A 24,926-nucleotide genomic window follows, 5' to 3' on the forward strand; every position below is an offset into this window, starting at 1 on the left:
GCACGGTCCACCAGTGCGACTACGGCGTACAGCACATCGCAATCCGGAGCACCAGGACTCTCAACGAGATCGTGAAGGTCTGTGTCTTCTACGACAGCCGGGTGCGCACCAGAAATCCACTTACCACGTCTCTTCGGAGCGGACCACGTTCACTCCGGCCATCGTATTGATCGGCGAGGAGGGCGCCGAGGAGACCCGATACCGCAGGGGACTGCCCCAGATTTCCTTGACCCCTTGACCTGCCCTATGGCTTAGTTACCCCTCCGGATGTGAAGATCGGCGCATCTCATCGAGAGGCCCCGACCATGCCACGACCCTTCCCTGCAGAGTTCCGTCTCCGTGCCGTCGCCCTCGTGCGGGCCGGCAAGACCATCACCGCCACCGCCGCCGAGCTCGAGATCAGCACCGGTGCGCTGCACAACTGGGTCCGTCAGGACCAGATCGACCGCGGCGAACGGCCCGGGCTTACCACCCACGAGTCGGCGGATCTGGCGAAGGCGAAGAAGCGGATTCGCCAGCTCGAGGCTGAGGTCGAGATCCTCAAGCGTGCCGCGAAGCTGCTCGGGGAGGACCGCCCCGACCCAAAAGGGCTCATCCGGTGATCGACCAGCTCGTCGACGCCGGGCACCCCGTCAAGGTCTGCTGCCGTCTGCTCGGGGTGAGCAGTCCCGGCTACTACCAGTACAAGAACCGGCCGCTGTCGCCCACGGCAATGCGCCGGCAGTGGCTCACGGGGCTGATCCGGGAAGTGCACACGGCGTCCCGCGGCACCTACGGCTCCCGGCGGGTCCACGCCGAGCTCACCCGCGGCATGGACGTGGTGGTCAGCGAGAACCTGGTGGCCGTGCTGATGAGTCTCGCCGGGATCGCCGGATTACCGGGCCCGGCCAAGGTGAAAAAGCTCAAGGGCGTGGCCACCGCCGATGACCTCGTGCACCGGAAGTTCCACCGGCTGGCGCCCAACGAGCTGTGGGTCACCGACATCACCGAACATCCCACGCGAGAGGGCAAAATCTACTGCTGCGCGGTGCTGGATGCGTTCTCCCGCCGGATCGTCGGCTGGTCCATCGACAACCACCAGGACTCCTCCCTGGTGGTCAACGCCCTCGACATGGCCATCAAGAACCGTCGGCCCGCCCCGGGCGGGATCGTGCACGCCGATCACGGGGTGCAGTTCACCTCTTGGGCATCAGACCCGCCGTATCCGGGAGGCGGGTCTGATGCCCTCGTTCGGGACGATCGGGGACGGCTATGACAACGCGATGATGGAATCGTTTTGGTCCTCCATGCAGATCGAGCTGCTCAGTTGGAAGAGGTGGCGCACCCGGATCGACCTGGCCAACGCAATCTTCGAGTACATCGAGATCTTCTACAACCGCCAACGGCGTCACTCCCAGCTGGACTACGAGTCCCCGGTCACCCACGAACTACGCTACGAAGCACCATCCATCCCCGCCTGATCTTCAGACCTCACGGGGTAAGCAAACCGTGGGGCAGGTCATCTTTGTCAAGGAAAGTCGGGGCATTCCCCACCGACGAAATGCAATACCACATGGCCACTGAGTGCCCCCTAGGGGCACGACACTGGAGGTCATTGGTCGCCCTCCAACGCGACACGGTTGCCGATCCAGGGCCCTTCGCCGCCCCCTGCGCTGGCGGTGGCGTCGGAAGGAACGGAGGCGAACAGCTCCCACTGTGATCGCCGACCATCTACAGCTGGTTCCGCGTAATCATGGCGGCGCTGTGAGCTCCCCGGGCGAGAACTGGCAACGATGGATTGGATGTTGTCATGTCTTAGTCCGGGGCAAGGGGGTTCGGTGTAGACACGCCCCGGCGGGTCGGGAATGTCCGGGTAACTGTATTTATTCGTGTCATCATGCGGCCATGACCGAAACGTTGAGTGCGATCAAGGCGTGTTCGCCTGACCCTCGTGATAGGGAGAACCCGAATGGCTGATCTTGTCTTCGGCCAAATTCCCGGAATTTATCCTGGCCGGACCTTCAGCGCCCGCGCCGACCTGCGCGCAGCAGGTGTGCACATGCCACCGATGCACGGGATCCAAGGAAATCCTGAAGACGGTGCCGACTCCATCGTTCTGAGCGGAGGGTACCCGGATGACGAAGATCTCGGCGACGTCATCATCTTCACTGGGGCCGGAGGACAGCACCGGTTGAAGCGTATTCAGTTAGAAAACCAGTCCTTCAGCGATCGGTGGAATGCTGCTCTTGTTCGAAGCCACCTCGACGCAAGGCCCGTGCGAGTCACCTCGGGTAACGGCAAGACCAAAAAATCCCCTGACAAGTACATCTACCGGGGGCTTTATCTCGTCGATGACTATTGGTACAAAATCGGCGCCGAAGGCTTCCGGATGTGCCGATTCAAAATGGTCAAGACGGACGACGCCTCTCCGATCGACATCATCAGTGACGACAGGTCGACGCCGCCCCCCAGCGCATCAAGCCCTATTCGTTCGGAGACATCTGGCAGCAGCATCGAACGTTTCACAGCAGTAGCCGCCTGGGTGAAAAAAATTTATGGTGGAACATGTCAATTTTGCCGCACCAGGGTTACGCTGTCCGGCGACCTCAATTACTCAGAAGGCGCCCATATTCGCCCACTGGCCTATCCGCACAATGGAACCGACACTGCCGACAATATGCTCTGTCTGTGCCCGACCTGCCATGTGCGGTTCAACCGCCTGACCCTCTACCTCGATGAGGATCTTCGGGTCCACGACCTCACGACGAGCAACGTCAGGTACGCCCGACAGATCTTGGTCCACCCTTCCCACGATCTCGACACTGAATCACTTGCCTATCATCGGCGCCTCACCGGCGCTTGAACTGAAATGCCCCATGCCAAAGCAACTTCCGGGTCATGTCGAAGCGAGAGGCCTGTTCAGATGCCTTGATGACGCCAGGGGCGGCGCTCACCCGCTCACCTCCAGCAGCATGTGAGCTCGGTTCTCGACCTCATGTCTTTGTCCGCGACGAAATCGATAAAATTGTTGCCCTTTATAGCTGGCACGCCCAGAGATTGTTTCAAACCCGACCACATGTGGGCTGCCTCTATGTTTGAACCGCCTCTGCCAGGGCCTGTCAAGCGTTGATGTGCCGATTCAGCGGCGAGATTTCCTCAGTGAGTAACGGGCGTAAACAGCGGTGGTCAAATCCACAAGGGCGTCGAGTTTCTCAATGTCATTGGGCTTCGGCGAGACCATTCCGTACTTGGCCGTCAGCCTCCAGAATCCGCCGCCGATATCGTTCGGGGTGTCGTGGTGGATGACCAGGACTGTGAGTAGGATTTCATCGGCCGCGTAGGACCTCTCGGAGATCTGCCCCAGCAGTGAGCCGATGGCTGCCCGCTCCGAGTCCAGAAAGAACTTGAACCCAGGTAGACCTTCTTCAAGAAGGCGGGCATTTACTTCGCTGTAGTTGGTTTGATCTTCTATTTCAGCTATCTCGATGAGGAAGTCTTCAACCACGGTGAGCATCTGATCCCACTGGTCCCAGGTGCGCCCGTAGTAGAAAGTCGGTCGTCCTTGCCGCGCGGATTCCGTCATGTCGAGCCCCCTAGTCGAATGATGCAAATGCAAACATCAACTTAGTCGCAATGGCAGTCAAGTGGCGACGATTTGGATGTCCACACAGATGGGGCAACCACAGTGCAGTCCGGGTGCTACGCCGGTACATACAGTCGCTTTCCCGGGCTACCTTTCGGAGCGGTTCTCGCCGCATTGATCCCGACACCAATCGGTAGGGCGTCTCTGTGAAGCCCTGATCAGCAGCGCGAAATCCAAGCCATGGACGAACCGGTCGGTGAGCGGATAGTTAGACTTTTTCAATTGGAGGCGAGTGCTCGCTCAACGTCTGCGCCCGGGGTGCCATGTCCGACGATGTCCAGCCAGCCGGCCATGCAGTCGGGTCAAGTCCTTCGGGCGCAAAAGTATCAGTCTGTACCAGATTAATCGGCTAGTGGCCCGCGTCACACCTCCGTAGCGTTGAGGACATCGCGCACCGGCTGACCGCTCTTCTGCTCACCAGGTGCCTTCCCCTTGGTGTCCACGAAGGAGTACCCGCATGTTCGGCATGCCCCGCCGCCTGCTCTTCGGCTATCTCGCCCTCGCCATCTTCATGACCGGTGATGGTTTTGAGCTCACGTTCCTGTCCCGCTTCCTCGTCGAGAACGGCTTCACGCCCACCCAGGCCGGCCTCGTCTTCACCGTCTACGGCCTGGTGGTCGCCATCTCGGCGTGGACCACCGGCGTGCTCGCCGAGGTCGTGGGCGCCAAGCGCCTCATGGTCCTCGGCGGCGTGCTCTGGATGGTGCTGCACGTCCTGTTCCTCACCGTGGGGCTGGAGAGCGTGGTCGGGACGATCCTGATCTATGCCCTGCGCGGGGTCGCCTACCCGCTGTTCATGTACTCCTTCGTGGTGCTCATCGCGCAGTCGGTGCACCCCAGCCGCCTGGCCTCGGCCATGGGCTGGTTCTGGGCGTCCTTCTCGCTGGGCATCGGGGTGATGGGCGCCTACGTGCCCAGCCTCCTGGTCCCCGTCATCGGCGAGTACGCCACCCTGTGGATGTCCCTGCCCTTCGTGGCGGCCGGCACCCTGATGTGCGCCTTCCTGGTTCCCGGCGCCCCGCCCGAGACCGACCTCTCCCAGAAGCTGCACGGCGCCGAGCGCACCCGCGAGCTGCTGCGCGGGGTGACCATCCTGGTGGAGAACCGGCAGATCGCGCTCTCCGTAGTCATCCGGGTGCTGTGCAACCTCACGCTCTACGCGTTCCCGATGATGATGCCGCTGTACCTGACCACCGGCGAGATCGGGGGCCAGTCCTGGTTCACCCTGCCCGAGTGGATGATGCTCTGGGCGATCATGAACACCATCACCATCGGCGCCAACATCGTGTGGGGCCGGCTCGGGGACCGCTACGGCTGGATGCGGCAGATGCGCTGGTTCGGCTTCGGCGGCATGGCCCTCGCGGTCCTCGCCTTCGCCTACGTCCCGGTGTGGTTCGGCCCCAGCTTCCCGGCGATGGTCGGGGCGGCCGTGCTCTTCGCCCTGTCCGTCACCGCGTTCGTCCCGATGGGCGCCATCTTCCCGGCCCTGGCCCCCGAGCACCGCGGGGCGGCGATCTCCGCCCACAACCTCGCCTCCGGGCTGACCACGTTCCTCGGCCCCGGCATCGCCACCCTGCTGCTGCCCGTCCTCGGCCCGATCGGGGTGTGCTGGGTCTTCGCCGGCCTGATGCTCCTCGGCACCCTGACCACCTTCTTCATCCACCCGCCCCAGCCCGGCCTCACCACCGAGGACGGTCGGATGCTCCCGCGCCGCGACCGCCTCGCCATGGCCGCCTGAAAGGACCTGAGATCATGAACCCCACCACGCTCACCACCCCGAACCCCACGACCACCGCCGCGAAGCCCCCGAGCACCCAGGAGAGCACCATGGACGCCGTCGTCCTCGAACGCCAGCACGAGATCCAGGTCCGGCCCGTCCCCGGGCTGCGCCCGGTGGGCCCCGGGGAGGTGCGCATCGGCGTGCACACCGTGGGCATCTGCGGCAGCGACGTCCACTACTTCACGCACGGCCGGATCGGCCCCTACGTCGTCGAAAGCCCCATGGTCCTCGGCCACGAGGCCTCCGGCACGGTGCTGGAAGTGGGGGAGGGCGTGGACCACCTGGCCGTGGGGGACCGGGTCTGCATGGAGCCGGGCATCCCCAACCCGCGCTCCCGGGCCGCGCGGCTGGGCATGTACAACGTGGACCCGGACGTGCAGTTCTGGGCCACGCCCCCGGTGGACGGCTGCCTGCAGCCCGAGATCATCCACCCCGCCGACTTCACCTACAGGCTGCCCGAGCAGCTCTCGCTGGAGGAGGGCGCCCTGATCGAGCCCTTCGCCGTGGCGGTGCACGCGGTGACCAAGGCCGGTCTCGCGCCGGGCGACGTCGTGGTGGTGGTGGGTGCCGGCACCATCGGGGTGCTCACCGCGATCGCGGCCGCCGCGAGCGGCGCGTCCCGGGTGTACATCTCGGACGTGGCGCCGGAGAAGTTCGCCAAGATCGAGGCCTATCCGACCATCCACGCCGTGGACGTCTCCCGCCAGGACCTCGGCGAGGCGGTGCGGGAGGCCACCGACGGCTGGGGCGCGGACGTGGTGTTCGAGGCCAGCGGCAGCCCGCACGTCTTCGGGAACCTGTGGGAGATCCCCGCGCCCGGCGGGACCGTGGTGCTGGTCGGCATCCCCGTGGACCCGGTGCCGCTGGACGTCGCCGCCGCGCAGGCCCGGGAGCTGCGGATCGAGACCGTGTTCCGCTACGCGAACTCGTACCAGCGGGCCATCGAGCTCGCCGCGTCCCCGGCCGTGGACCTGGGCGCCCTGATCAGCGCCACCTATCCGTTCGAGGACGCCGTGGCCGCGTTCGAGCGCGGCGCCGAGGGCCGGCCCACCGACACGAAGATCCAGATCCGCGTGGCCGGGGCCTGACCGTGGCGGCCGCCGCACGGAGCACGACGCCGGAGGACCCCACCTCCCCGGTCCGGGAGCTGGTGATCCCGGACCCGTCGAGCTCCGTGCGGTGGCACGAGCACGACTGGCCCCACCCCCTGGCCCGCTGGCACTACCACCCCGAGGTGGAGGTGCACCTGATCCGGGAGTCCTCCGGGACGGTGATGGCCGGCGACTGGGCCGGGCCCTTCGGCCCCGGCCACCTCAGCCTCATGGGCTCCTTCCTTCCGCACAACTGGATTTCCCACCGCGACGACAGCGCCGTGGTCCGCAACCGGGACGCCGTGCTCCAGTTCGACCAGGAGCGCTTCTTCGCCGCCGCCGGGACGCTGCCCGAGCTCGAGGCCCTGCGCCCGCTGCTGGAGGCCGCGGCCCGGGGCATCGAGTTCACCGGCCGCACCGCCGTCCAGGGCGCGGCGGCGATGGAGGCGGTGAACGGCACGTTCGGTCTCCGGCGGCTGGCCGCGGTGGCCGAGCTGCTGGCCGTCCTCGCCGAGTCCCCGGAGAGCGAGCGCCGCTACCTGGACAGCCGCGGCGGCACCTACCGCCTGGACGTGTCCGAGGCCGAGGTCTTCAACCGGGCGCTGGGCTACATCACCGAGCACCTGGAGGGCCGGATGCTCGTGCCCGAGGTGGCCGAGGCCGTGGGCCTGAGCCGGGACGCGTTCTCCCGGCTGTTCGCCAAGGCCACCGGCGTGGGCTTCAACCGCACGGTCACCCGGATGCGGCTCACCGAGGCCTGCCGGCTGCTGCGCGGCACCGACCTGCCGGTCTCGGACATCTGCTACCGGGTGGGCTTCACCAACCTCTCCAACTTCAACCGGCACTTCCGGGCCACCACGGGCACCACGCCGTCCCGCTACCGGCGGATCGACCAGCTCTGAGGCCGGCCGGAGAGGCCCGGCAGACGTGCTTCAGAGCGCCTGCAGCAGGACCAGCACGGCGCCCAGTGCGGAGGCGCCCAGGCCCACCCGCCGGACGGTGCGCCGGTTGATCCGCGCGTTGACCGCTCCGGACACGGCGAAGCCCAGGACCATGGCCGGCAGGAGAGCGGCCGCGAAGAGCACGGTCCGGCGGTCGATCGACCCCACCACGGTCAGCGCCACGAGGGCCAGCACGGCGCCGACCAGGAAGAAGGCGCTCATCGTGCCGCGCATCCGGGCCCGCGAGGACCCGTGCCACACGAGCGCCATGGGCGGACCGCCGATGGACGTGGCCGTCCCCAGGAGCCCGGAGGCCGCCCCCGCGACGACGACGGCCGCGGGCCGGGGCCGCGGCCGCCAGCCGCACACGCTGAGCAGCACGGCCAGCAGCACGGTGCTCGCCAGGACGAGGGCCAGCGTCCGGGCGGACAGGGCGGCCACCAGCAGGGCTCCCGCCACGGTGCCGGGGACCTGCCCCGCCACGGCCCAGCCCGCGTCCTTGACGTCCACGGCGGCGCGGTCCCGCAGCACGCCGAGCGTGGTGAGCCCGGTGACCACCAGGAGGAGGGAACCGGGCAGCAGGGTGGGGTCGAACAGGGCGATCACGGGGGCGGAGAGCAGGGCCACGCCGAAGCCGATCGCGCCCTGCAGACAGGACGCGATGCTCACCACGAGCGCGACGACGGCGAGCTCCAGGCCGGTCATGAAGCACCTCCCGGTCGCGGGCAGGGGACGGGTGAATTGTTCCACCTCCGGAGGCCGCCCGGAGATCGTGCCCCCGGCGAGGACGGCCCGCGTCCCGCAGCTCCCTTGGCTCGTCCGGATCACCTGAGGGCCGGCTGTTCCCTCACCTGCCCCGCACCGATAGCCTCGAGCTGGGCGGTGCTGCTCAAGGACCGCCTGTCCTGGTGATCGGCCGGTGACGGCATGGTCACTCGAATCTGGGAGGTCAACATGACTGATGCACAGCAGGATCCGGACCAGACGGAAGGTCCCGCCGACGGCGGAGCCTTCGGCGCTCCGGGTGTTCAGGACGGCGGTGCCGATGGCGGTGCCGACGGCGGTGCTGACAACGGCGCCGAGGGCCCGGCCGACGGTGGAGCGGCCGGCACCCCGAGCGTGCACGACGGTGGCGCGGACGGCGGCGCCGACGGCGGTGCTGACAATGGCGCCGAGGGCCCGGCCGACGGCGGAGCCGCCGGCACTCCGGGTGTTCAGGACGGTGGCGCGGACGGCGGGGCCGAGGGCCCCGCTGACGGTGGAGCGGCCGGCACCCCGGGTGTCCACGACGGCGGTGCTGACGGCGGTGCCGATGGCGGCGCCGACGGAGGAGCCGGGGCGCGAGGCCTCTGAGCGTGGACGCCGTCCGCACTGACGGGCAGGACCCCGGCGCCCGGAGTGGCGCCGGGGTCCTGGAGACCCGTCTGATCGACATCGGCCGGGAGCGGTTCGCCCGTGAGATCTGGGGCCGGGCGCCGCTGCTCACGCGCCGGGCGGGCGGCTTCGCCGACCTGTTCTCCGCCGACGCCGTCGACGAGCTGATCTCGCGCCGCGGGCTGCGCACGCCCTTCCTGCGCGTCGCCAAGGACGGGTCGACGTTCCCCGACTCGTCCTTCACGTCCCCCGCCGGAGTCGGCGCCACCATTGCGGATCAGCTCGACGACACCGCACTGTGGCGGAAGTTCGCCGACGGCGCCACCCTGGTGCTGCAGGCGCTGCACCGCACGTGGGAGCCGGTCGCCGACTTCAGCGCCGCGCTGAGCGGCGAGCTCGGGCATCCGGTGCAGGCCAACGCCTACATCACCCCGCCGCAGAACCGCGGGTTCGACGACCACTACGACGTCCACGACGTCTTCGTCCTGCAGATCGAGGGGACGAAGCGCTGGGTCCTGCACGAGCCGGTGCACCCGGACCCGCTGCGGGACCAGCCCTGGACCGACCGCCGCTCCGCCGTGGCAGGGGCAGCCAAGGGCGAGGCGCATCTCGACGTGGTGCTCGAACCCGGCGACGCCCTCTACCTGCCGCGCGGCTGGCTGCACGCGGCCCAGGCGCAGGGAGCGGTCTCCATCCACCTCACGCTCGGGATCCACACCTGGACCCGCCACGGCCTGGCCGAGCAGCTCGCCCAGGAGGCGCTGGCGCTGCTGGCCGAGGACCCGCAGATGCGCGGGTCCCTGCCCCTGGGCGTCGACGGACCGGGCGGGGAGCTCGACACCGTCCGGGAGCGCCTGGTCGCCGCGCTCGCCGCGGCCGATCCCGTCCCACGCTTCCACCGCACCCGCCGAGGACAGGGGCGCCCGGCCCCGCTGGGGCCGCTGGCCCAGCTCGCGGCCGTCCAGGGCCTGGGCCCCGGTTTTCCCGTCCGGCTGCGCGGTGCCCTGGAGGCACGGCTGGAGGGCCCGCGGCTGAGCACGCGCGTGGGGTGGCTCGACTTCCCCGAGAGCGACCTGCCCTCCGTCTCGTGCCTGCTCGACGGCGAAGTCCACACCGCCGGCGAGCTCGGTGTCGAGCTCGCCGAACGACTGCTGCGGGCGGGGGTTCTTGTTCCCTGTGACCAGTGACCCCGCCACCGTGAATGCCTCGTGCCGCTTCTGGTGCGCCGACGGAGCCCGGGGGCGCGGCGACCCGATGGCGGGCACCGCGCCGCGCGGCGCGGCCTGGGTCCTCATCGAGTACCGAGGCGCATGGCCCGTCAACGGTTTCGACGGCCTGGACCTGGAGCCCGAAACCAAGGCCCTCGTGTTCTCCGCCGCGCAGGCAGCGCGGGCGCGAGTGCTTCTGGTCCGGCGACACGGCCGCCGCAGCCGTGAGGGCCCCAGCCGGTGGGCCGTGCTGCGCCACGATGATTCCGGCGCCGGCCGTCAGCACTGGGGCACGTGGAGCCGCGACGAGGACCTCGCGGAGATCGCCACGGCCCTCGGCGTCCCCGGTGAGACCGGCCACCCACCGGTCCTCCTGGTCTGCGCCCACGGTCAGCACGATCCCTGCTGCGCGGTGCGCGGACGGCCCGTGGGACGTGCCCTGAGCGAGCGCTGGCCGGATTCGGTCTGGGAGTGCTCGCATGTCGGCGGTGACCGGTTCGCCGCCAACGTCGTCGTCGTCCCCGATGGCGTCTACTACGGAGGGCTCGACGCGGAGTCCTCCGTCACCACGGTCGAGGGGCATCTCGCCGGCCGGGTCCACGCGGAGCACCTGCGCGGGTACACCGATCTCTACCCGCCGCAGCAGGCCGCTGTCGCGGCCGCGCTCGAACGCTTCGGCCCGGCCGGCCGGCACGACTGGACGGTGGCCGAGACCGTCCGCGACGGCGACCGCTGGCGGGTTCGTCTCACCGGCCGCCCACCCCGGCCGGGCCGCGTCGACGTCGAACTGCGGTCCCACGCCGCCCCGCCGCATCAGCTGACCTGCCACGGGCCGGCCACGAGCTCGGCCCGGGTCTACGAGCTCACCGCGGTGCGCGTCGTCTGAGGGACAGGGCGGCCGGGGGCAGGGTCCTCCGGCCGCGACCGAGGACGATGCGGAGCGCCGTGTCGGGGGAAGTTTCCGGTGACCGGCCTACACCCGGCCGTGCCACCGCGCTACGCTCGAACTCCAGACCCGAGCGACGATTCCTGCCGGCCCCGCCCCGGGCTCGCACCGGTGGAGCGGCCGGGGCGTCGTCCGCCCTGGGGACCCACCGATGTCAGGAGATCCTGATGGCCCCCGAGACCTTCGACGAGCTGCTCACCCGCCAGGTGGGCCACGAGTTCGCCGCGTCCCACCAGTACATCGCCGTGGCGGTCTGGTTCGACAGCCAGGACCTTCCGCAGCTGGCCCGGCACTTCTACCGCCAGTCGCTGGAGGAGCGCAACCACGCCATGATGATCGTCCAGTACATCCTGGACCGGGACCTGCCCCTGACCATTCCCGGGGTGGGGGAGGTGCGCAACGACTTCACCGACGTCCGTGAGCCCCTGGCCCTGGCGCTGTCCCAGGAGCAGGAGGTCACCGAGCAGATCAAGGCGCTGTTCGCCGCCGCCCGGGCCGAGGGTGACGCGCTGGGGGAGCAGTTCATGCTCTGGTTCCTGAAGGAGCAGGTCGAGGAGGTCGCCTCGATGACCACCCTGGTGAACGTCGCGCGCCGGGCCGAGAACCTCTTCGACCTGGAGAACTTCGTGGCCCGGGAGCACGTCGGCGACGGCGGGCACGGCCATGGTTCGGGGGCGCCGCAGGCCGCCGGCGGGGCCGCCTGACCCGGCAGCAGTCCCTGTGCCCGCCCCTGGCGGCGGGCCGGGCTGGCGGGATCAGCCGACCGGGACGAGCTCCGAGCGGAGGGCGGACAGGAAGGCGTCGACGTCCTCCGGCGTGGTGTCGAAGCTGCACACCCAGCGGACCTCGCCCTTCGCGGCGTCCCAGTCGTAGAACCGGAACCGCTGACGCAGGCGGTCCGCGATGCCGGCGGGCAGGGTGGCGAAGACGGCGTTCACCTGGGTCTCCTGCGTGAAGGCGACACCCGGCATCGACCCGTCGGCGATGCCCGTCTCGATGCCATCGCGCAGGCGCCGGGCCATCGCGTTCGCACGGCCCGCGTTGCGCAGGTACAGGTCTCCGTCCAGGAGCGCGAGCAGCTGGGCCGAGACGAACCGCATCTTCGAGGCCAGCTGCATCTGGTTCTTCCGCAGGTAGACCAGGCCCTGGGACGCGGCCTCGTTCAGGACCACCAGGGCCTCGGCGCCGAGGGCTCCGTTCTTGGTGCCGCCGAGGGCGAGCACGTCGACGCCGACGTCGGTGGTGAAGGCGCGCAGGGGCAGTCCCAGGGCGGCCGCCGCGTTCGAGAGCCGGGCCCCGTCCAGGTAGACGGACATGCCGTGGGGGTGCGCGTAGTCCGTGACGGCCCGGATCTCGTCCGGTGAGTACAGGGTGCCGAGCTCGGTGGACTGGGTGAGGTACACGACGAGAGGCTGGGCCCGGTGCTCGTCCCCCCAGCCCCAGGCCTCCGCCGCGATCAGCTCAGGCGTGAGCTTGCCGTCGCCCGTGGGGACGGGCAGGAGCTTGAGGCCGGCGGACTTCTCGGGCGCGCCGCCCTCGTCGACGTGGATGTGCGCCGTGTCCGCGCAGATCACCGCGCCCCAGCGCGGGAGCATCGACTGGAGGCCGACGACGTTGGCGCCGGTGCCGTTGAACATCGGCCACACCGAGGCGCCCTCGCCGAAGTGCTGCACGATCACGTCCTGCAGCCGTGCCGTGTACTCGTCCTCGCCATAGGCGACCTGGTGACCGCCGTTGGCCTCGACCAGGGCGTCCAGCACCTCCGGATGGACCCCGGAGTAGTTGTCCGAGGCGAATCCCCTCAGCTCGGCGTCGTGGGACCTCGTCATGGGGTGCCTCGTCCTTTCTCCTGGAGTTCGATGGTCGAGTCGTTCAGTTCCGGGGCCTCGGCGTCCCAGAGCCCGGCGTAGGCGTTCGCGAGCCGGTCCTCCAGACCGGCCAGGGCCTTCACCCGGAAGATCACGGCGGCGGCGCGCAGCGGCTCGCCGGCCTCGCGGGCGTCCTTCGCATATCCCTGCGCCACAGCCCGGGTCCACGCCTCGCTCGCGGCCTTCACCGCGGCGTAGTTGGCGCCGCCCGCCAGCGGACGGTTCACCGCGGTCGAGGACACGATCGCCAGCCGGCCCGCCGGCGAGGCCCGGAGGTCGTCGTCGAAGGCGCGGCTCAGGTGGCGCAGGGCGGTGAAGGAGGTCTCCAGCACGCGGTAGTCCTCCTCCGTCTGCCCGGCGAGCCCACCACCCCCGCGCCAGCCGCCCACGAGGTGGAGGAGCCCGTCGAGGCGCAGGCTCCTGTCGTGGAGCCCGCGGACGAGCTCGCGCACGGCGGACTCGTCCGCGAGGTCCACCGTCTCGGTGTGCGCCCCCAGCGCGGCGAGGGGCGCGAGCTTCTCCGCGTGGCGCCCTGTGGCGACGACGCGGGCCCCGGCCGAGATCAGGGTCCTAGTCGCCGCCAGGCCGGAGGCACTGGTGGCGCCGGCGATCAGGACGGTACGTCCGGTCAGGTCGGTCATGGCTCAATCGTCCGTGGCGCGGATGCCGGCCGTCGACTCGATGACGCTCTTCATCTTCTTCTCGAGCGCCTCGAAGAACATCGACAGCGGGAACTCGTCGTCCAGCACCAGGTCCGTGAAGCCCTTCGGCGGCCCGGCCAGCACCTCGCGGGGGAGCCCCTCCGCCCACGCCGAGGCGGGGTGCGGGGGCACCACGGAGGCGATGAGCTCGTACGCCTTCAGCCAGTGCACCGTCTTCGGCCGGTCGATCGACTCCCAGTACAGCTGGTCGATCGCCTCGCCGAGCTCGACGACGGCGTCCGCGACCCGGTCCCAGTCGACGCTGAGCTCGACGTCGCGCCACTGCAGGACGTGCCGGCGGTGGAGCCAGGCGAACAGCAGTTGCCCGCCCAGGCCGTCGTAGTTGCGCACCCGGGACCCGGTGAGGGCGAAGCGGAAGATCCGGTCGAAGATCACCGCGTACTGCACGAGCTTCCCGTGCCGGCGGGTCTGCTCCTCGAGGGCGGTGAGCTCCTCGCCGGCGGTCCGGCGCGCGGTGAGCGCACGCTCGAGCGCGACCGACTCCCGGAACGCCGTGAGATCGCAGCGCAGCTCCTCCAGGGAGTACAGGAAGAACGGCATCCGCTGCTTGATCATGAACGGGTCGAACGGCAGGTCGCCGCGCATGTGCGTGCGGTCGTGGATGAGGTCCCACAGCACGAAGGTCTTCTCGGCGAGGTCCTGGTCGATGAGCAGGGCCGCGGCGTCGGCGGGCAGATCCAGCTTCGTGATGCCGGCCGCCGCCGTGACCACGCGGCGGTAGCGTGCCGCCTCACGGTCCTGGAAGATGGCGCCCCAGGTGAACGCCGGGATCTCCCGCACGGCGACCGTCTCGGGGAACAGGACCGCGGAGTTCGAGTCGTAGCCCGGGGTGAAGTCGATCAGCCGCAGGGACACGAACAGCTGGTTGCCGTAGCGCCCGGCCTCGAGCTCGGCGATGAACTCGGGCCAGATCGCCTCGACGAGCACGGCCTCGACGTGCCGGTCCGCCGAGCCGTTCTGCGTGTGCATGGGGAACACGACGAGGTGCCGGAGGCCGTCCACGCGGTGCCGCTGCGGCTGGAACTCGACGAGGGAGTCGAGGAAGTCCGGCACCCCGAAGCCGCCGTCCGCCCAGCGCGCGAAGTCGCGGGGCAGGGCCGCCAGGTACGCCGCGTCGTGCGGGAACAACGGGGCGAGCTCGATGATCGACGCCGTGATCACCGCGACGTGCGCGCGCGCCGCCGGGTGGTCGGCGGGCTCGGGGACCGACCCGTCCTTGACCTGCAGCTCCTGCAGGGCAGTGGCCGCAGACCGGAGCCGCAGCCATGCGGGGTTCGACTCCACGGCGCGGGCGTCCTCCACGACCTCGGGCTCGCCGATGATGGCCCGCACCGTCTGCAGAGGCGTGGACATGACAACCCTCCTGTCGTCGAACCAGCGGAAATTTTCCGGCGATACCAACCAGATACAGGAAGATTCACATGAGCCCGGGGGGCTGTCAATCTTTTCCGGGCGCTCAGCTGGTAGCGTTCGGCCCATGGACGACCCCGTGGATGTGCAGCTGGCCACCGAGGTCTCCCACGACCCCCGTGCCACCCTCGCCCAGCTGTCCGAGCGGGTCGGCCTCTCGGTCTCGGCCGTGCAGGCCCGCCTGCGCAAGCTCGAGAGCGGCGGGGTGATCGTGGGCTACCAGGCGCTCCTCGACCCCGAGGCCATCGGCAGGCCGCTCGCGGCGTTCATCGAGATCACCCCGCTCGATCCGCGTCAGCCCGACAACGCCCCCGAGCTCCTGCAGTCGATCACGGCGATCGAGGCCTGCCACTCGGTGGCCGGGGACGCCGCCTACATGCTGTTCGTCCGGGTGGCCTCGCCGAAGGCGCTCGAGGCCCTCGTCAACGAGGTGCGCCAGGTGGCCTCCGTGAACACCCGCACCACCGTGGTGCTGCAGACCTTCTACGAGCACCGGCCGATGCTCCCCGCCGCCGAGGCCTGACGCAGCTCCCGGCGCTCCGCGCAGGACCGGCGGCCTGCCGGCCCTGTCCGGCCCGGCTCTGGCCATCCGGATCCGGCCCGGCGAGCATGGGGTCATGACAGCACAGGGACGAACCCGCACCGCTCTGGTCACCGGCTCCACCAGCGGCATCGGTGCCGCCACCGCACGGACCCTGGCCGCCCGGGGGTGGCACGTCGGCGTCACGGGCCGTGACCGCGCCCGCGGGGACGGCGTGGTGGCCGAGATCCGCGACCGCGGAGGGCGGGCGGACTTCATCGCCTCCGAGCTCACCGCCGCCGCGGAGGACCTGCGAAGCTTCGCCCGCGCGGCCGCGCAGACCCTGGGCGGTCACGTCGACACCCTGGTCCACAACGCCGCGGTGTGCCCCGCCGTGGACACCCTCTCCCTCGCCGACGCGGATCTCGAGGCCGCGCTCGCCGTCAACGTGCGCGCCCCGCACGTGCTCACGGCCGCCCTGGCGCCGGGGATGGTCGAGAACGGCGGCGGGGCGATCGTCATCATCGGCTCGTGGATGGCCCACGTGGGCAGCCCCATCGTGGGGCTGTACTCGGCGACGAAGGCGGCGCAGATCCAGCTCGCGCGCAGCTGGGCGGCGGAGTTCGGCCCGCACGGCGTGCGGGTCAACACCGTCTCTCCCGGAGCGACACGGTCCCCGGTCAACGCCCCGGCCGACGACGTCATCGCCCGGATCACGGCCGCCACTCCCGCCGGGCGCCCCGGGACCCCGGAGGAGATCGCCGCCGCCGTCGCCTGGATCGTCTCCGACGACGCCGCCTATCTCCACGGCGCCGAGATCCACGTGGACGGCGGCATCACCAGCACCAGGCGGATCTGAACCCGGCCGGTCCTCGGCCGCGCGGAGGGCCGACGACGTGCCGGGCGGGCCGCGGCCTCGCCGGCGAGGCCGACCCGTGCGCAGGGAGCGCCCCGCCGGTGCGAAGATGATCCGCATGAACTGGAGTCCGCGCGCCCTGGCCCGCTCGATCGACGGGCCGGACTCGCGCCGGCTGCCCCGGCGGCTCGTGCAGCTCTTCGCCGGGCTGGTGCTCTACGGCATCACCATGGGGATGCTCGTGCGGGCGGAGCTCGGTGTCATCCCGTGGGACGTGCTGCACCAGGGGCTGTCCCGGCAGTTCGGGCTGAGCATGGGCACGGTGGTCATCGTGGTCAGCGTGCTGCTGCTCCTCCTCTGGATCCCGCTGCGCGAGCGGCCCGGGCTGGGCACCCTCAGCAACGCGGTGGTGGTCGGGCTGGTGCTCGACGCGACACTGGCCGTGCTGCCTCCGGTCGAGTCCTTGCCGCTGCGGGTGCTGCTCGTGCTCGCCGGCGTGCTCCTCAACGCCGTGGCGACCGCCGCCTACATCGGGGTGCACCTGGGCGCCGGCCCGCGGGACGGGCTGATGACCGGCCTGGTCAGACGCACCGGGGGGTCGGTGCGCGTGGTCCGCACCTCGATCGAGGTGGCCGTGGTGCTCGCCGGGTGGGTGCTCGGCGGCACCGTGGGACTGGGCACGGTGCTCTACGCCCTGGCCATCGGCCCGCTGGTCCAGGTCCTGCTGCCCCGGTTGAGCGTCCGGCTGCAGCGCTGACGCCGGGCCCCGATCTGCGCGCCCGCACCGAGGTGGCCTCACCGGGATCGGGGTCCGGAGCAGCCCGCCGCTGGGGGTTCAGTCGCGGCTGTGGGCTCGGACCGCGGCGGAGGCCAGGCGGCGGCCGACGTCGATCGGCGACCCGGGGGAGCCGCGGAGGAAGGCGGCCAGGGTCCCGCCGTAGGCCAGGAGGATCTCGTCGGCCAGGTCCTGGGCGCGCTCCCCGGCGAGGGGCCGGGAGAGGTGCAGGAGGCGCTCGGTGAGGAGGGCGGTGTCCGCGGCCAGGACGACGCCGATCTCGTCCGCGGCCTCGGGGAGCTCGGTGGCCGCGGCCAGGAAGGCGCACCAGCGCGCCGGGTGGGGCTGGTCCCGCCGGTAGGAGGCCAGGGCATCGAACACCGCGAGCAAGCGCGCCGTGTCGTCCGCGGCCGCGACCACGTGCTGGTCCCAGACCGCCCGCCAGTCCGCCAGCCGGACCCGCAGCGCCTCGGCCACCAGGGCGTCCTTGCTGCCGAAGTGCGTGTACAGGGTGGCTGCCGAGACCTCCGCCTCGCGCAGAAGCTCGTCGACGGGCGTGGCCCGGATGCCGCGGTCGAACAGCACGCGGTCGGCCGCCTGCAGCAGCCGGGTGCGCGCGGGGAGTCGCGGGACGGTGGTCACCCCACCACTGTATCGACCCCTGGTTCCAGAACGAGCGTTTTGGTGTAGCGTTACGATCGTTCTGGTAAGCGACGTGCGAGAGGGAGTCCCATGCGAGCTCTGGTGATCAGCGGGATGGCACTGATCGCGGCGACCTACGGGCTGGCGCGCTTCGGCTACGGGCTCTTCCTGCCCCGGCTCACCGAGACCTTCCAGATGGGCTCGGCCGTCTCCGGGCTCATCCAGGCCGGCAGCTTCCTCTCCTTCTGCCTCGCCGCGGTGCTCGCCTCGCGCCTGGCCGCCCGCCCGCGCCTGGTCGTGGTGTGCGCCGGGGCGACGGCCACGCTGGGCACGGCGGGCGTGGCGGCCTCGCCCACCGCGGTCGTCCTCGCGGTGAGCGTGGTGCTGGCCGGGGCCGGCGCCGGGTTCGCCACCCCGGGCCTGGTCACGCTCATCGAGCGCAATCTCGCACCGGCGCGCCGGGAGAGTGCCCAGACGGTCGTCAACGCCGGCACCGGGGCGGGCATCGTCGTCGCGGGCCTCCTCATGCTCCTCACGCTCGGCCAGTGGCGCCTGGGGTGGGCGGCCATCGCCGTCCTGGTGGCAGCGGCCACCGTGGCCACCCTCCGGACGGACCGGTCCGCGCACCGGTCTCCGCCCGCGGAGGGGCCCGCACGGGTGCGGGTCCGTGATCTGGTGCCGCTGGCCCGACCTATCGCCGCGGCGGCGCTCGCCGGTGCCTCGAGCGCCGCGATCTGGACCTTCGGGCGCACGGCCATGGCCGAGTCCGGCACGGGCGAGGAGTCCTATTCCATCGCGGCCTGGATGGTCCTGGGGGCGTTCGGCGTGCTGGGCGCCGCCGCCGGGAAGATCGTCCAGGTCTGGAGCCTGCGGACGGCGTGGGTCTCGACCGCGGTGGCCATGGCCGGTGCGACCGTGGTCCTGGGCGCGGCGCCGGGGGCGCCGCTCGCCGCGTTCGTCTCCGCGTCCGTGTTCGGGGCCGGCTACACCGCCCTGTCCGGTGTCCTCATCGTCTGGGCCGCGCGGGTGGTTCCCGATCGCGTGTCCGAGGGCACCGCCGTGCTGTTCATCGCCCTCGCCGTCGGTCAGGCGGCCGGCTCGGTCCTGCTGGGCGTCCTGTTCGACCCCGCCGCCCCGGTCCTGGCCTTCGCCGTGGCCGGTGCGCTCGGGATCCTCGCGGTGCTGCCCGCCCTGAGCGGCCGGTCCGGGGCGCGGTCCTCCCGCACCACCCCGGCACCGTGCCCCGCGGGGGCCGGCAGCCCGCGGGCCTGATCCAGCGCACGCGGGTCACGACGACGAGCTCGGGCGGCTCGATCCCTGTTCGGCCCGCGGAGCCCACGGGCCGGCCGTCCGGCGGATCCGTCATGGTGCGGGGAGCGGGATGACGGTGCGGTACTTGCCGCCGGTGCTCTGCTGCGGTGCCTCCGGGGCCCGTTCGACGGCGACGTGCCCCAGGCCCAGGTCGCCGAGCAGGCCGGTGACGCCGCTCAGCGCGGCGGCCCACACCTGCTCGGGGTCCTCGCCGGCCGCCGGGAGCAGCCGCACCCGCAGACCCGCGGGGGCGGTCTGCACGACCTGGAACAGCTCCACGCCCGGGACGCGGTCGATGACGGTCCCCAGCGCGAGCGGGGGCACCGCGACCAGGCCCCGCCCGTCGTCGTCGGGGAAGGCGAGGACGTCCGAGGCCCGGCCCTGCACGCGCAGGGCCGGGGCCGGGTTCCCGCAGCCGCACGGGTCCGGCTTCATCAGGACCCGGTCGCCGACGTCGTAGCGGATGATCGGCTGGACCCGGTTGGCCAGGTTCGTCATCAGCACCGTGTGCGAGACGGTCCCGGGCGGAACGGGACGGTGCTCGGCGTCGACCGGTTCGAGGGCGACCCAGTCCTCGACCAGGTGCAGCCAGCCCCGGGCGCAGCTCGAGGCCGCGTAGCCGATCTCGGTGCACCCGTAGACCTCCCGCACGGGCGCCCCGAAGGCCCGCTCGATCCGGGTGCGCTCGTCCGGCGGCAGGCCCTCGGCGGTGCTGAGCACCAGCACCGGGCGCAGGCGCAGCCGCCCGGCCTCCTGCTCGGAGGCCAGCAGCCGCAGCATGCTGGCGTAGGCGCCGAGCATGAGCGGTCCGAAGGCGTTGAGCTCGGCCACCAGCTCGGGCAGCGGCCGGTGGATCGAAAGGATCCTGAGCCGGCGGTGGCGCCGCGGTCGCTCCCGCATCTCCCGGGTGCTGGTGGCCACGGCCAGGAAGTGCCCGCCGGTGGCCACGACCGCGGCGAACCGGCCCCCGCGCACCGTGAGCCGCACCAGGTCCCGCCCGGACAGCCAGCCCGCGGACAGCCGGGCCATCATCCCCGAGGTCACCGCCCGGTACCGGTCGTCGAGCACGAAGAGACCCCGGGTGCCGGTGGTGCCGGCGGTGGTGGCCACCAGGTACCTCCCGGCGAACCGCTCCCCGATCCGGGCCGGGTCCGCCACGAACTCCTCGACCGCCGCCAGGGTCACGGCCGGGTCCGTGGCGACCTCGTCGAAGTGGGCCATCAGCTGCCGCTTGTCCGTCACCGGCAGGGAGGTGACGTCCTCGACCCGCTCCGGCAGCCCCTGGTAGAGCCGCCGGTAGTAGGCGGAGTGCTCCCGCGCGAAGGCCACGAGCTCGGCCAGCCGCTCCCGCTGCCGCCGGCGGAGCGCCGCCGGACCCTTCCGGTGGGCCCGGCGGGCGTCCCACCACACCCACGCCGCGCTGGCCCCCCGGGCGCCCGCCGCCGCGCTCCGTCGTGTCCCCATGGCACGACTCTAGGAATCCGGCGCCGGGGGAGACAGGGCCGCCGGGCAGGTGACGGAATCGGTCACCGGTTCCCCGGACGGGCGGCAGGCGGCCGGGGCGCACCGTCCCGCGGCGTGCTCCGTGAAGGTTTGGCGAAGATTCCCGCGCTGACCGCCCCCGGGCGCCGCCGCGCCGCGGCGGGGGAGGACACTGAAGTCATGAATCCTGGCACTGACGCGGCGGCCGGGCGGGTGCTGGTGGTGGACGACGAGAAGCCCCTGGCGCAGATGGTCGCCACCTACCTGGCCCGCGGCGGCTACGAGGTCGCCACCGTCCACACCGGCCCCGACGCCGTGGAGGCCGCCCGTGACCGGAGCCCGGACGTGGTGGTGCTGGACCTGGGCCTGCCGGGGATGGACGGCATCGAGGTCTGCCGCAGGATCCGGGGCTTCTCCGAGTGCTACGTGCTGATGCTCACGGCCCGCGGCGACGAGGAGGACAAGCTGGCTGGGCTGGCCGCCGGGGCCGACGACTACATCACGAAGCCCTTCAGCGTGCGCGAGCTCGTCGCCCGGGTGGCCGCGGTGCTGCGCCGGCCCCGCACCACGGTGACCCCGGTCGAGCCCGCCCGGGAGTTCGGCGAGCTGACCGTCGACCTCGCGGCCCACGAGGCGCGGGTGGGCGGGGAGGCGGTGGCGCTGACCCGCACCGAGTTCGAGCTGCTGGCCGCCCTGACGGCCCGGCCGCACGAGGCGCTGACCCGCCGCCGGCTCATCGACACCGTGTGGGGCCCGGCCTGGGTGGGTGACGAGCGGATCGTGGACGTGCACATCGGTCACCTGCGCCGGAAGCTCGGCGAGAACCAGGCGGCCTTCGTCGACACCGTGCGCGGGGTCGGCTACCGGATGGTGGCCCGATGACCCGGCGACGGCGCCCCCGCGGCCTGGCCTCCCGGTTCTTCCTGGCCCAGGCCCTCGTGGTGGCCGCCAGCATCCTCGCCGCCGTGACGGTCGCCTCCCTGGCCGGGCCCCCGATCTTCCACGAGCACCTGATCATGGCCGGGCACGCCGAGAACTCCCCCGAGCTGCTCCACGTGGAGCGGGCCTACCGGGACGCCGGTCTCATCGTCCTGGGCGTGGCCCTGGGCACCGCCGTAATCTGCGCCGCGGCGGTGACCTGGCTGTTCACCCGCCGCCTCCGGCGGCCCCTCGCCGCGCTCACCGAGGCGGCCCGGGGCGTGTCCCACGGCCGCCACGACACCCGGGTCCCGGCCCTCGGCGCCGGCGTCGAGGTGGACGCGGTGGCGGCCTCGTTCAACGCCATGGCCGAGCGGCTGGAGCGCACCGAGGAGCTCCGGCGGCGGATGCTCTCGGACCTGGCCCACGAGATGCGCACCCCGATCTCGGTCCTCACGGTCTACTGCGAGGCGCTGCAGGACGGGGTGGCGCAGTGGGACGAGGCCACCGGCGAGCTCGTGACCGACCAGCTCGGACGCCTCACCCGGCTGGTCGAGGACATCCACGACGTCTCCCGGGCCGAGGAGGGCCGGATCGACCTGGACCGCGCCTCGCAGCCGGCCGGCGACCTGGTCCGTTCCGCCGCGGAGGCCCACCGGGAGGCGTACGCCGCCAAGGGCGTGCGGCTCGTCCTGGACGTCGACGACGACGCCGGGGTGGTGGACGTGGACCGGCAGCGGATGGGGCAGGTGCTGGGCAACCTGCTCACCAACGCCCTGCGCCACACGCCGCCCGGCGGGCAGGTCGCCCTCGGCGTCGCCCGGCGGGGTTCGGGGCAGGTGGCCGTCACCGTCGCCGACACCGGCGACGGCATCGCCGCCGAGCACCTGCCCCGGGTGTTCGAGCGCTTCTGGCGCGGGGACAGCGCCCGGGACCGCGACCACGGCGGCTCCGGGATCGGCCTGACCATCTCCCGGGCCCTGGTCGAGGCCCACGGCGGGACGCTGACCGTCACGTCCCCCGGGCCCGGCGCCGGGACGGCCTTCACCGTGGAGCTGCCCTCCCGTCAGCGGGCGGGGCCGGCGCCGGCCGGGATCAGCCGATGACCCCCCTTGCCTTATACCCCCTAGGGGTATATACCTAGGAGGAGCAGGACCACCTCGGTCCCCACCGAGCGGACACCAGTTCTCGCAGGAGGAAGATCATGAGCTCCCCGCACCAGGACCACGGCCGCTCCGCCGCCCCGGAGCAGCCCGCGGACGCCCACGGCCACGAGCAGCACGCCGACGCCGACACCCACGGGCAGGCGATGCCGCACGCCCACGCCCACTCGGCGGTGGACGAGGACCACCAGGTCCACACCCACGGCGAGCATGCCGGGCACTCCACGGCGATGTTCCGGAACAAGTTCTGGCTCAGCCTCGTGCTGGCGGTCCCCGTGGTGGTCTTCAGCCCGATGGTCGGGCACCTGCTGGGCTACTCCGTCCCCGAGTTCCCGGGCTCCGCCTGGATCCCCCCGGTCCTGGGCACGGTGATCTTCGTCTACGGCGGGGCCCCGTTCCTCAGGGGCGGACTCACCGAGCTGAAGAGCCGGCAGCCGGGGATGATGCTGCTGATCGCCATGGCCATCACCGTCGCCTTCGTCGCCTCCTGGGTCACCACCCTGGGGATCGGCGGGTTCGACCTCGACTTCTGGTGGGAGCTGGCCCTGCTGGTGGTCATCATGCTGCTGGGCCACTGGATGGAGATGCGCGCCCTCGGGGCGGCGTCCTCCGCCCTGGACGCCCTGGCCGCGCTGCTGCCCGACGAGGCCGAGAAGGTCGTCGACGGTGACACCGTCACCGTGCCCGTCGCCGAGCTGGCCGTGGGCGACGTCGTGCTGATCCGCCCCGGGGCCCGGGTCCCGGCCGACGGGGAGATCGTCGCGGGGACGGCCGAGTTCGACGAGTCCATGATCACCGGTGAGTCCAAGGCCGTCAGCCGGGCACCCGGCGACACGGTGGTCGCCGGGACCGTGGCCACCGACACCACCGTGCGCGTGCGGGTGGAGGCCGTCGGCGCCGACACCGCCCTGGCCGGGATCCAGCGGATGGTCGCGGCCGCCCAGGAGTCCTCCTCCCGGGCCCAGGCCCTGGCCGACCGTGCCGCCGCGCTGCTGTTCTGGTTCGCCCTGGCCGCAGGCATCCTCACCGCCATCGCCTGGACGCTGCTGGGCAGCCCGGACGACGCGGTGATCCGCACCGTGACCGTGCTGGTCATCGCCTGCCCGCACGCCCTGGGCCTGGCGATCCCGCTGGTCATCGCGATCTCCACCGAGCGCGCGGCGAAGGCCGGGGTGCTGATCAAGGACCGGCTGGCCCTGGAGCGGATGCGCACCATCGACGTGGTGCTCTTCGACAAGACCGGCACCCTCACCGAGGGCGCCCACGCCGTGACCGGCGCCGCCCCGGTCCCCGGCACCTCGAAGGGCGAGCTCCTGGCGCTGGCGGCGGCGGCCGAGGCCGACAGCGAGCACCCCGTGGCCCGCGCCATCGTCACCGCGGCCGCCCATGACCCCGAGGCGCAGCGGCTCGGCCTGCGCGGCACCGACCTCCGATCGGCCACCGGCCGCGGCGTCCGCGCCACCGTCGACGGTGCCGAGATCACGGTCGGCGGACCCAACCTGCTGCGCGAGCTCGGCCTGTCCACGCCGGCGACGATCACCGGGACCACCCGTGAGTGGGTGGCGCGCGGCGCCGGGGTGCTCCACGTCCTCCGGGACGGAGCGGTCATCGGTGCCCTGGCCCTGGAGGACAAGGTCCGTCCCGAGTCCCGCGCCGCCGTGGCCGCCCTGCAGGACAGGGGGGTGCGCGTGGCGATGATCACCGGCGACGCCCGCCAGGTCGCCGAGGCCGTGGGCGCCGAGCTGGGCATCGACGAGGTCTTCGCCGAGGTCCTCCCGCAGGACAAGGACACCAAGGTCGTCGAGCTCCAGTCCCGCGGGATGACCGTGGCCATGGTCGGCGACGGCGTCAACGACGCCCCCGCCCTGGCCCGGGCCGAGGTCGGCATCGCCATCGGCGCCGGCACCGACGTGGCCATGGAGTCGGCCGGGGTGGTCCTGGCCGGCAACGACCCCCGGTCCGTGCTGTCGATGATCGAGCTGTCGCGGGCCAGCTACCGGAAGATGATCCAGAACCTGGTCTGGGCCGCCGGCTACAACGTGGCCGCCGTGCCCCTGGCCGCCGGGGTGCTCGCCCCGATCGGGATCGTGCTGTCCCCGGCCGTGGGCGCGGTGCTGATGTCGGCGTCCACCATCGTGGTGGCGCTCAACGCCCAGCTGCTGCGCCGCCTCGACCTCGCCCCGGCCCACCTGGCCGCCGTCGGCACCGAGGACCGCCGGGCTCCCGAGCAGGCCGGCACCGTCCCCGCCCGCTGAGCCACCCTGACCTCCCGACCCCCGACCCCCGAACCGAAGAGA

Annotated in this window: 22 protein-coding genes and 1 pseudogene; 16 read left to right on the forward strand and 7 right to left on the reverse strand. The window is 71.6% G+C overall.

Going from position 1 to position 24,926, the window contains the following annotated elements; all coding sequences use genetic code 11:
* The first annotated feature begins 305 nt into the window (after nucleotides 1-305).
* Nucleotides 306-1,460, forward strand: a pseudogene (locus tag RF644_RS05565) (IS3 family transposase).
* A gap of 488 nt (nucleotides 1,461-1,948) precedes the next feature.
* A complete protein-coding gene (locus RF644_RS05570) occupies nucleotides 1,949-2,842 on the forward strand; it encodes a YDG/SRA domain-containing protein (protein WP_368795742.1) in 894 nt (297 codons plus the stop codon).
* Between the two features lie 276 nt (nucleotides 2,843-3,118).
* Here RF644_RS05570 and RF644_RS05575 read toward each other — a convergent pair whose 3' ends face one another.
* On the reverse strand, nucleotides 3,119-3,562 hold the full coding sequence (locus RF644_RS05575; RefSeq protein WP_368795743.1) for a hypothetical protein: 444 nt from the start codon (nucleotides 3,560-3,562) through the stop codon (nucleotides 3,119-3,121).
* 517 nt (nucleotides 3,563-4,079) lie between these two features.
* Here RF644_RS05575 and RF644_RS05580 point away from each other — a divergent pair.
* Genes RF644_RS05580 through RF644_RS05590 form a run of 3 tightly spaced genes read left to right on the forward strand, consistent with a single transcriptional unit; the run spans nucleotide 4,080 to nucleotide 7,395 of the window.
* Nucleotides 4,080-5,360, forward strand: a complete 1,281-nt coding sequence (locus tag RF644_RS05580; RefSeq protein ID WP_368795744.1) for an MFS transporter — start codon at nucleotides 4,080-4,082, stop codon at nucleotides 5,358-5,360.
* A 14-nt stretch (nucleotides 5,361-5,374) separates the two neighbouring features.
* Nucleotides 5,375-6,490, forward strand: a complete 1,116-nt coding sequence (locus tag RF644_RS05585; RefSeq protein WP_368795745.1) for an NAD(P)-dependent alcohol dehydrogenase — start codon at nucleotides 5,375-5,377, stop codon at nucleotides 6,488-6,490.
* Between the two features lie 2 nt (nucleotides 6,491-6,492).
* Nucleotides 6,493-7,395: a helix-turn-helix domain-containing protein gene (locus tag RF644_RS05590; RefSeq protein WP_368795746.1), complete on the forward strand. Its 903-nt coding sequence runs from the start codon at nucleotides 6,493-6,495 to the stop codon at nucleotides 7,393-7,395.
* A gap of 30 nt (nucleotides 7,396-7,425) precedes the next feature.
* Here the strand turns inward: RF644_RS05590 and RF644_RS05595 are convergent, their stop codons facing one another.
* On the reverse strand, nucleotides 7,426-8,139 hold the full coding sequence (locus tag RF644_RS05595; RefSeq protein WP_368795747.1) for a TSUP family transporter: 714 nt from the start codon (nucleotides 8,137-8,139) through the stop codon (nucleotides 7,426-7,428).
* Between the two features lie 249 nt (nucleotides 8,140-8,388).
* On the opposite strand from RF644_RS05595, the gene RF644_RS05600 reads away from it, so the two are divergent.
* The 4 genes from RF644_RS05600 (at nucleotide 8,389) to RF644_RS05615 (ending at nucleotide 11,666) form a co-directional block, all read left to right on the forward strand.
* Nucleotides 8,389-8,787 (forward strand): BatC protein, encoded by a 399-nt coding sequence (locus tag RF644_RS05600; protein WP_368795748.1) that lies wholly within the window; start codon nucleotides 8,389-8,391, stop codon nucleotides 8,785-8,787.
* Between the two features lie 2 nt (nucleotides 8,788-8,789).
* Nucleotides 8,790-9,995 carry a cupin domain-containing protein gene (locus RF644_RS05605; protein ID WP_368795749.1) on the forward strand — a complete coding sequence of 402 codons (1,206 nt, stop codon included), beginning with the start codon at nucleotides 8,790-8,792 and terminating at the stop codon, nucleotides 9,993-9,995.
* A 67-nt stretch (nucleotides 9,996-10,062) separates the two neighbouring features.
* Nucleotides 10,063-10,902: a sucrase ferredoxin gene (locus tag RF644_RS05610; RefSeq protein WP_368795808.1), complete on the forward strand. Its 840-nt coding sequence runs from the start codon at nucleotides 10,063-10,065 to the stop codon at nucleotides 10,900-10,902.
* Between the two features lie 227 nt (nucleotides 10,903-11,129).
* On the forward strand, nucleotides 11,130-11,666 hold the full coding sequence (locus tag RF644_RS05615; protein ID WP_323633276.1) for a ferritin: 537 nt from the start codon (nucleotides 11,130-11,132) through the stop codon (nucleotides 11,664-11,666).
* A 51-nt stretch (nucleotides 11,667-11,717) separates the two neighbouring features.
* Here the strand turns inward: RF644_RS05615 and RF644_RS05620 are convergent, their stop codons facing one another.
* From RF644_RS05620 to RF644_RS05630, 3 genes are read right to left on the reverse strand one after another with little or no spacing between them, the layout of a single operon-like run.
* Nucleotides 11,718-12,791 carry a low specificity L-threonine aldolase gene (locus RF644_RS05620; RefSeq protein ID WP_368795750.1) on the reverse strand — a complete coding sequence of 358 codons (1,074 nt, stop codon included), beginning with the start codon at nucleotides 12,789-12,791 and terminating at the stop codon, nucleotides 11,718-11,720.
* The gene (locus RF644_RS05625) at nucleotides 12,788-13,471 is read right to left on the reverse strand and encodes an SDR family NAD(P)-dependent oxidoreductase (RefSeq protein ID WP_368795751.1); all 684 of its coding nucleotides are present in this window, start codon (nucleotides 13,469-13,471) and stop codon (nucleotides 12,788-12,790) included. The genes RF644_RS05620 and RF644_RS05625 overlap by 4 nt, the downstream gene beginning before the upstream one ends.
* Before the next feature lie 3 nt (nucleotides 13,472-13,474).
* Nucleotides 13,475-14,905 (reverse strand): DUF6421 family protein, encoded by a 1,431-nt coding sequence (locus RF644_RS05630; protein ID WP_368795752.1) that lies wholly within the window; start codon nucleotides 14,903-14,905, stop codon nucleotides 13,475-13,477.
* Between the two features lie 124 nt (nucleotides 14,906-15,029).
* On the opposite strand from RF644_RS05630, the gene RF644_RS05635 reads away from it, so the two are divergent.
* The 3 genes from RF644_RS05635 to RF644_RS05645 all read left to right on the forward strand — a co-directional run bounded on the left by RF644_RS05635 (nucleotide 15,030) and on the right by RF644_RS05645 (nucleotide 17,095).
* A complete protein-coding gene (locus RF644_RS05635; protein ID WP_368795753.1) occupies nucleotides 15,030-15,485 on the forward strand; it encodes an Lrp/AsnC family transcriptional regulator in 456 nt (151 codons plus the stop codon).
* Between the two features lie 94 nt (nucleotides 15,486-15,579).
* Nucleotides 15,580-16,341, forward strand: coding sequence for an SDR family NAD(P)-dependent oxidoreductase (locus RF644_RS05640; protein ID WP_368795754.1), 762 nt, complete (start codon nucleotides 15,580-15,582; stop codon nucleotides 16,339-16,341).
* Between the two features lie 106 nt (nucleotides 16,342-16,447).
* Entirely contained in the window at nucleotides 16,448-17,095 is a 648-nt protein-coding gene (locus tag RF644_RS05645) for a YitT family protein (RefSeq protein ID WP_368795809.1), read from the forward strand.
* A gap of 78 nt (nucleotides 17,096-17,173) precedes the next feature.
* Here RF644_RS05645 and RF644_RS05650 read toward each other — a convergent pair whose 3' ends face one another.
* Entirely contained in the window at nucleotides 17,174-17,755 is a 582-nt protein-coding gene (locus RF644_RS05650; RefSeq protein ID WP_368795755.1) for a TetR/AcrR family transcriptional regulator, read from the reverse strand.
* Between the two features lie 90 nt (nucleotides 17,756-17,845).
* Between RF644_RS05650 and RF644_RS05655 the strand changes: the two genes are divergently transcribed.
* Entirely contained in the window at nucleotides 17,846-19,027 is a 1,182-nt protein-coding gene (locus RF644_RS05655; protein WP_368795756.1) for an MFS transporter, read from the forward strand.
* Between the two features lie 90 nt (nucleotides 19,028-19,117).
* On the opposite strand, the gene RF644_RS05660 is transcribed toward RF644_RS05655, so the two are convergent.
* Complete coding sequence (locus RF644_RS05660) at nucleotides 19,118-20,530, reverse strand: phenylacetate--CoA ligase family protein (RefSeq protein WP_368795757.1); 1,413 nt, start codon at nucleotides 20,528-20,530, stop codon at nucleotides 19,118-19,120.
* 198 nt (nucleotides 20,531-20,728) lie between these two features.
* On the opposite strand from RF644_RS05660, the gene RF644_RS05665 reads away from it, so the two are divergent.
* The 3 genes from RF644_RS05665 (at nucleotide 20,729) to RF644_RS05675 (ending at nucleotide 24,884) form a co-directional block, all read left to right on the forward strand.
* Nucleotides 20,729-21,430: a response regulator transcription factor gene (locus RF644_RS05665; RefSeq protein ID WP_368795758.1), complete on the forward strand. Its 702-nt coding sequence runs from the start codon at nucleotides 20,729-20,731 to the stop codon at nucleotides 21,428-21,430.
* Entirely contained in the window at nucleotides 21,427-22,572 is a 1,146-nt protein-coding gene (locus RF644_RS05670) for a sensor histidine kinase (RefSeq protein WP_368795759.1), read from the forward strand. Before RF644_RS05665 ends, RF644_RS05670 begins: the two co-directional genes overlap by 4 nt.
* A 98-nt stretch (nucleotides 22,573-22,670) precedes the next feature.
* Complete coding sequence (locus RF644_RS05675) at nucleotides 22,671-24,884, forward strand: copper-translocating P-type ATPase (RefSeq protein WP_368795760.1); 2,214 nt, start codon at nucleotides 22,671-22,673, stop codon at nucleotides 24,882-24,884.
* Nucleotides 24,885-24,926 lie beyond the last annotated feature (42 nt).

Source organism: Kocuria sp. CPCC 205258 (assembly GCF_040981005.1).
Taxonomy (GTDB): domain Bacteria; phylum Actinomycetota; class Actinomycetes; order Actinomycetales; family Micrococcaceae; genus Kocuria; species Kocuria rosea.

Coding starts and splice junctions, on each gene's coding strand:
- RF644_RS05615 (WP_323633276.1), top strand. CDS start 11,130: ATGGCCCCCGAGACCTTCGACGAGCTGCTCACCCGCCAGGTGGGCCAC.
- RF644_RS05600 (WP_368795748.1), top strand. CDS start 8,389: ATGACTGATGCACAGCAGGATCCGGACCAGACGGAAGGTCCCGCCGAC.
- RF644_RS05660 (WP_368795757.1), bottom strand. CDS start 20,530: ATGGGGACACGACGGAGCGCGGCGGCGGGCGCCCGGGGGGCCAGCGCG.
- RF644_RS05595 (WP_368795747.1), bottom strand. CDS start 8,139: ATGACCGGCCTGGAGCTCGCCGTCGTCGCGCTCGTGGTGAGCATCGCG.
- RF644_RS05620 (WP_368795750.1), bottom strand. CDS start 12,791: ATGACGAGGTCCCACGACGCCGAGCTGAGGGGATTCGCCTCGGACAAC.
- RF644_RS05635 (WP_368795753.1), top strand. CDS start 15,030: ATGGACGACCCCGTGGATGTGCAGCTGGCCACCGAGGTCTCCCACGAC.
- RF644_RS05570 (WP_368795742.1), top strand. CDS start 1,949: ATGGCTGATCTTGTCTTCGGCCAAATTCCCGGAATTTATCCTGGCCGG.
- RF644_RS05585 (WP_368795745.1), top strand. CDS start 5,375: ATGAACCCCACCACGCTCACCACCCCGAACCCCACGACCACCGCCGCG.
- RF644_RS05645 (WP_368795809.1), top strand. CDS start 16,448: ATGATCCGCATGAACTGGAGTCCGCGCGCCCTGGCCCGCTCGATCGAC.
- RF644_RS05630 (WP_368795752.1), bottom strand. CDS start 14,905: ATGTCCACGCCTCTGCAGACGGTGCGGGCCATCATCGGCGAGCCCGAG.
- RF644_RS05625 (WP_368795751.1), bottom strand. CDS start 13,471: ATGACCGACCTGACCGGACGTACCGTCCTGATCGCCGGCGCCACCAGT.
- RF644_RS05675 (WP_368795760.1), top strand. CDS start 22,671: ATGAGCTCCCCGCACCAGGACCACGGCCGCTCCGCCGCCCCGGAGCAG.
- RF644_RS05580 (WP_368795744.1), top strand. CDS start 4,080: ATGTTCGGCATGCCCCGCCGCCTGCTCTTCGGCTATCTCGCCCTCGCC.
- RF644_RS05575 (WP_368795743.1), bottom strand. CDS start 3,562: ATGACGGAATCCGCGCGGCAAGGACGACCGACTTTCTACTACGGGCGC.
- RF644_RS05665 (WP_368795758.1), top strand. CDS start 20,729: ATGAATCCTGGCACTGACGCGGCGGCCGGGCGGGTGCTGGTGGTGGAC.
- RF644_RS05640 (WP_368795754.1), top strand. CDS start 15,580: ATGACAGCACAGGGACGAACCCGCACCGCTCTGGTCACCGGCTCCACC.
- RF644_RS05655 (WP_368795756.1), top strand. CDS start 17,846: ATGCGAGCTCTGGTGATCAGCGGGATGGCACTGATCGCGGCGACCTAC.
- RF644_RS05610 (WP_368795808.1), top strand. CDS start 10,063: ATGGCGGGCACCGCGCCGCGCGGCGCGGCCTGGGTCCTCATCGAGTAC.
- RF644_RS05670 (WP_368795759.1), top strand. CDS start 21,427: ATGACCCGGCGACGGCGCCCCCGCGGCCTGGCCTCCCGGTTCTTCCTG.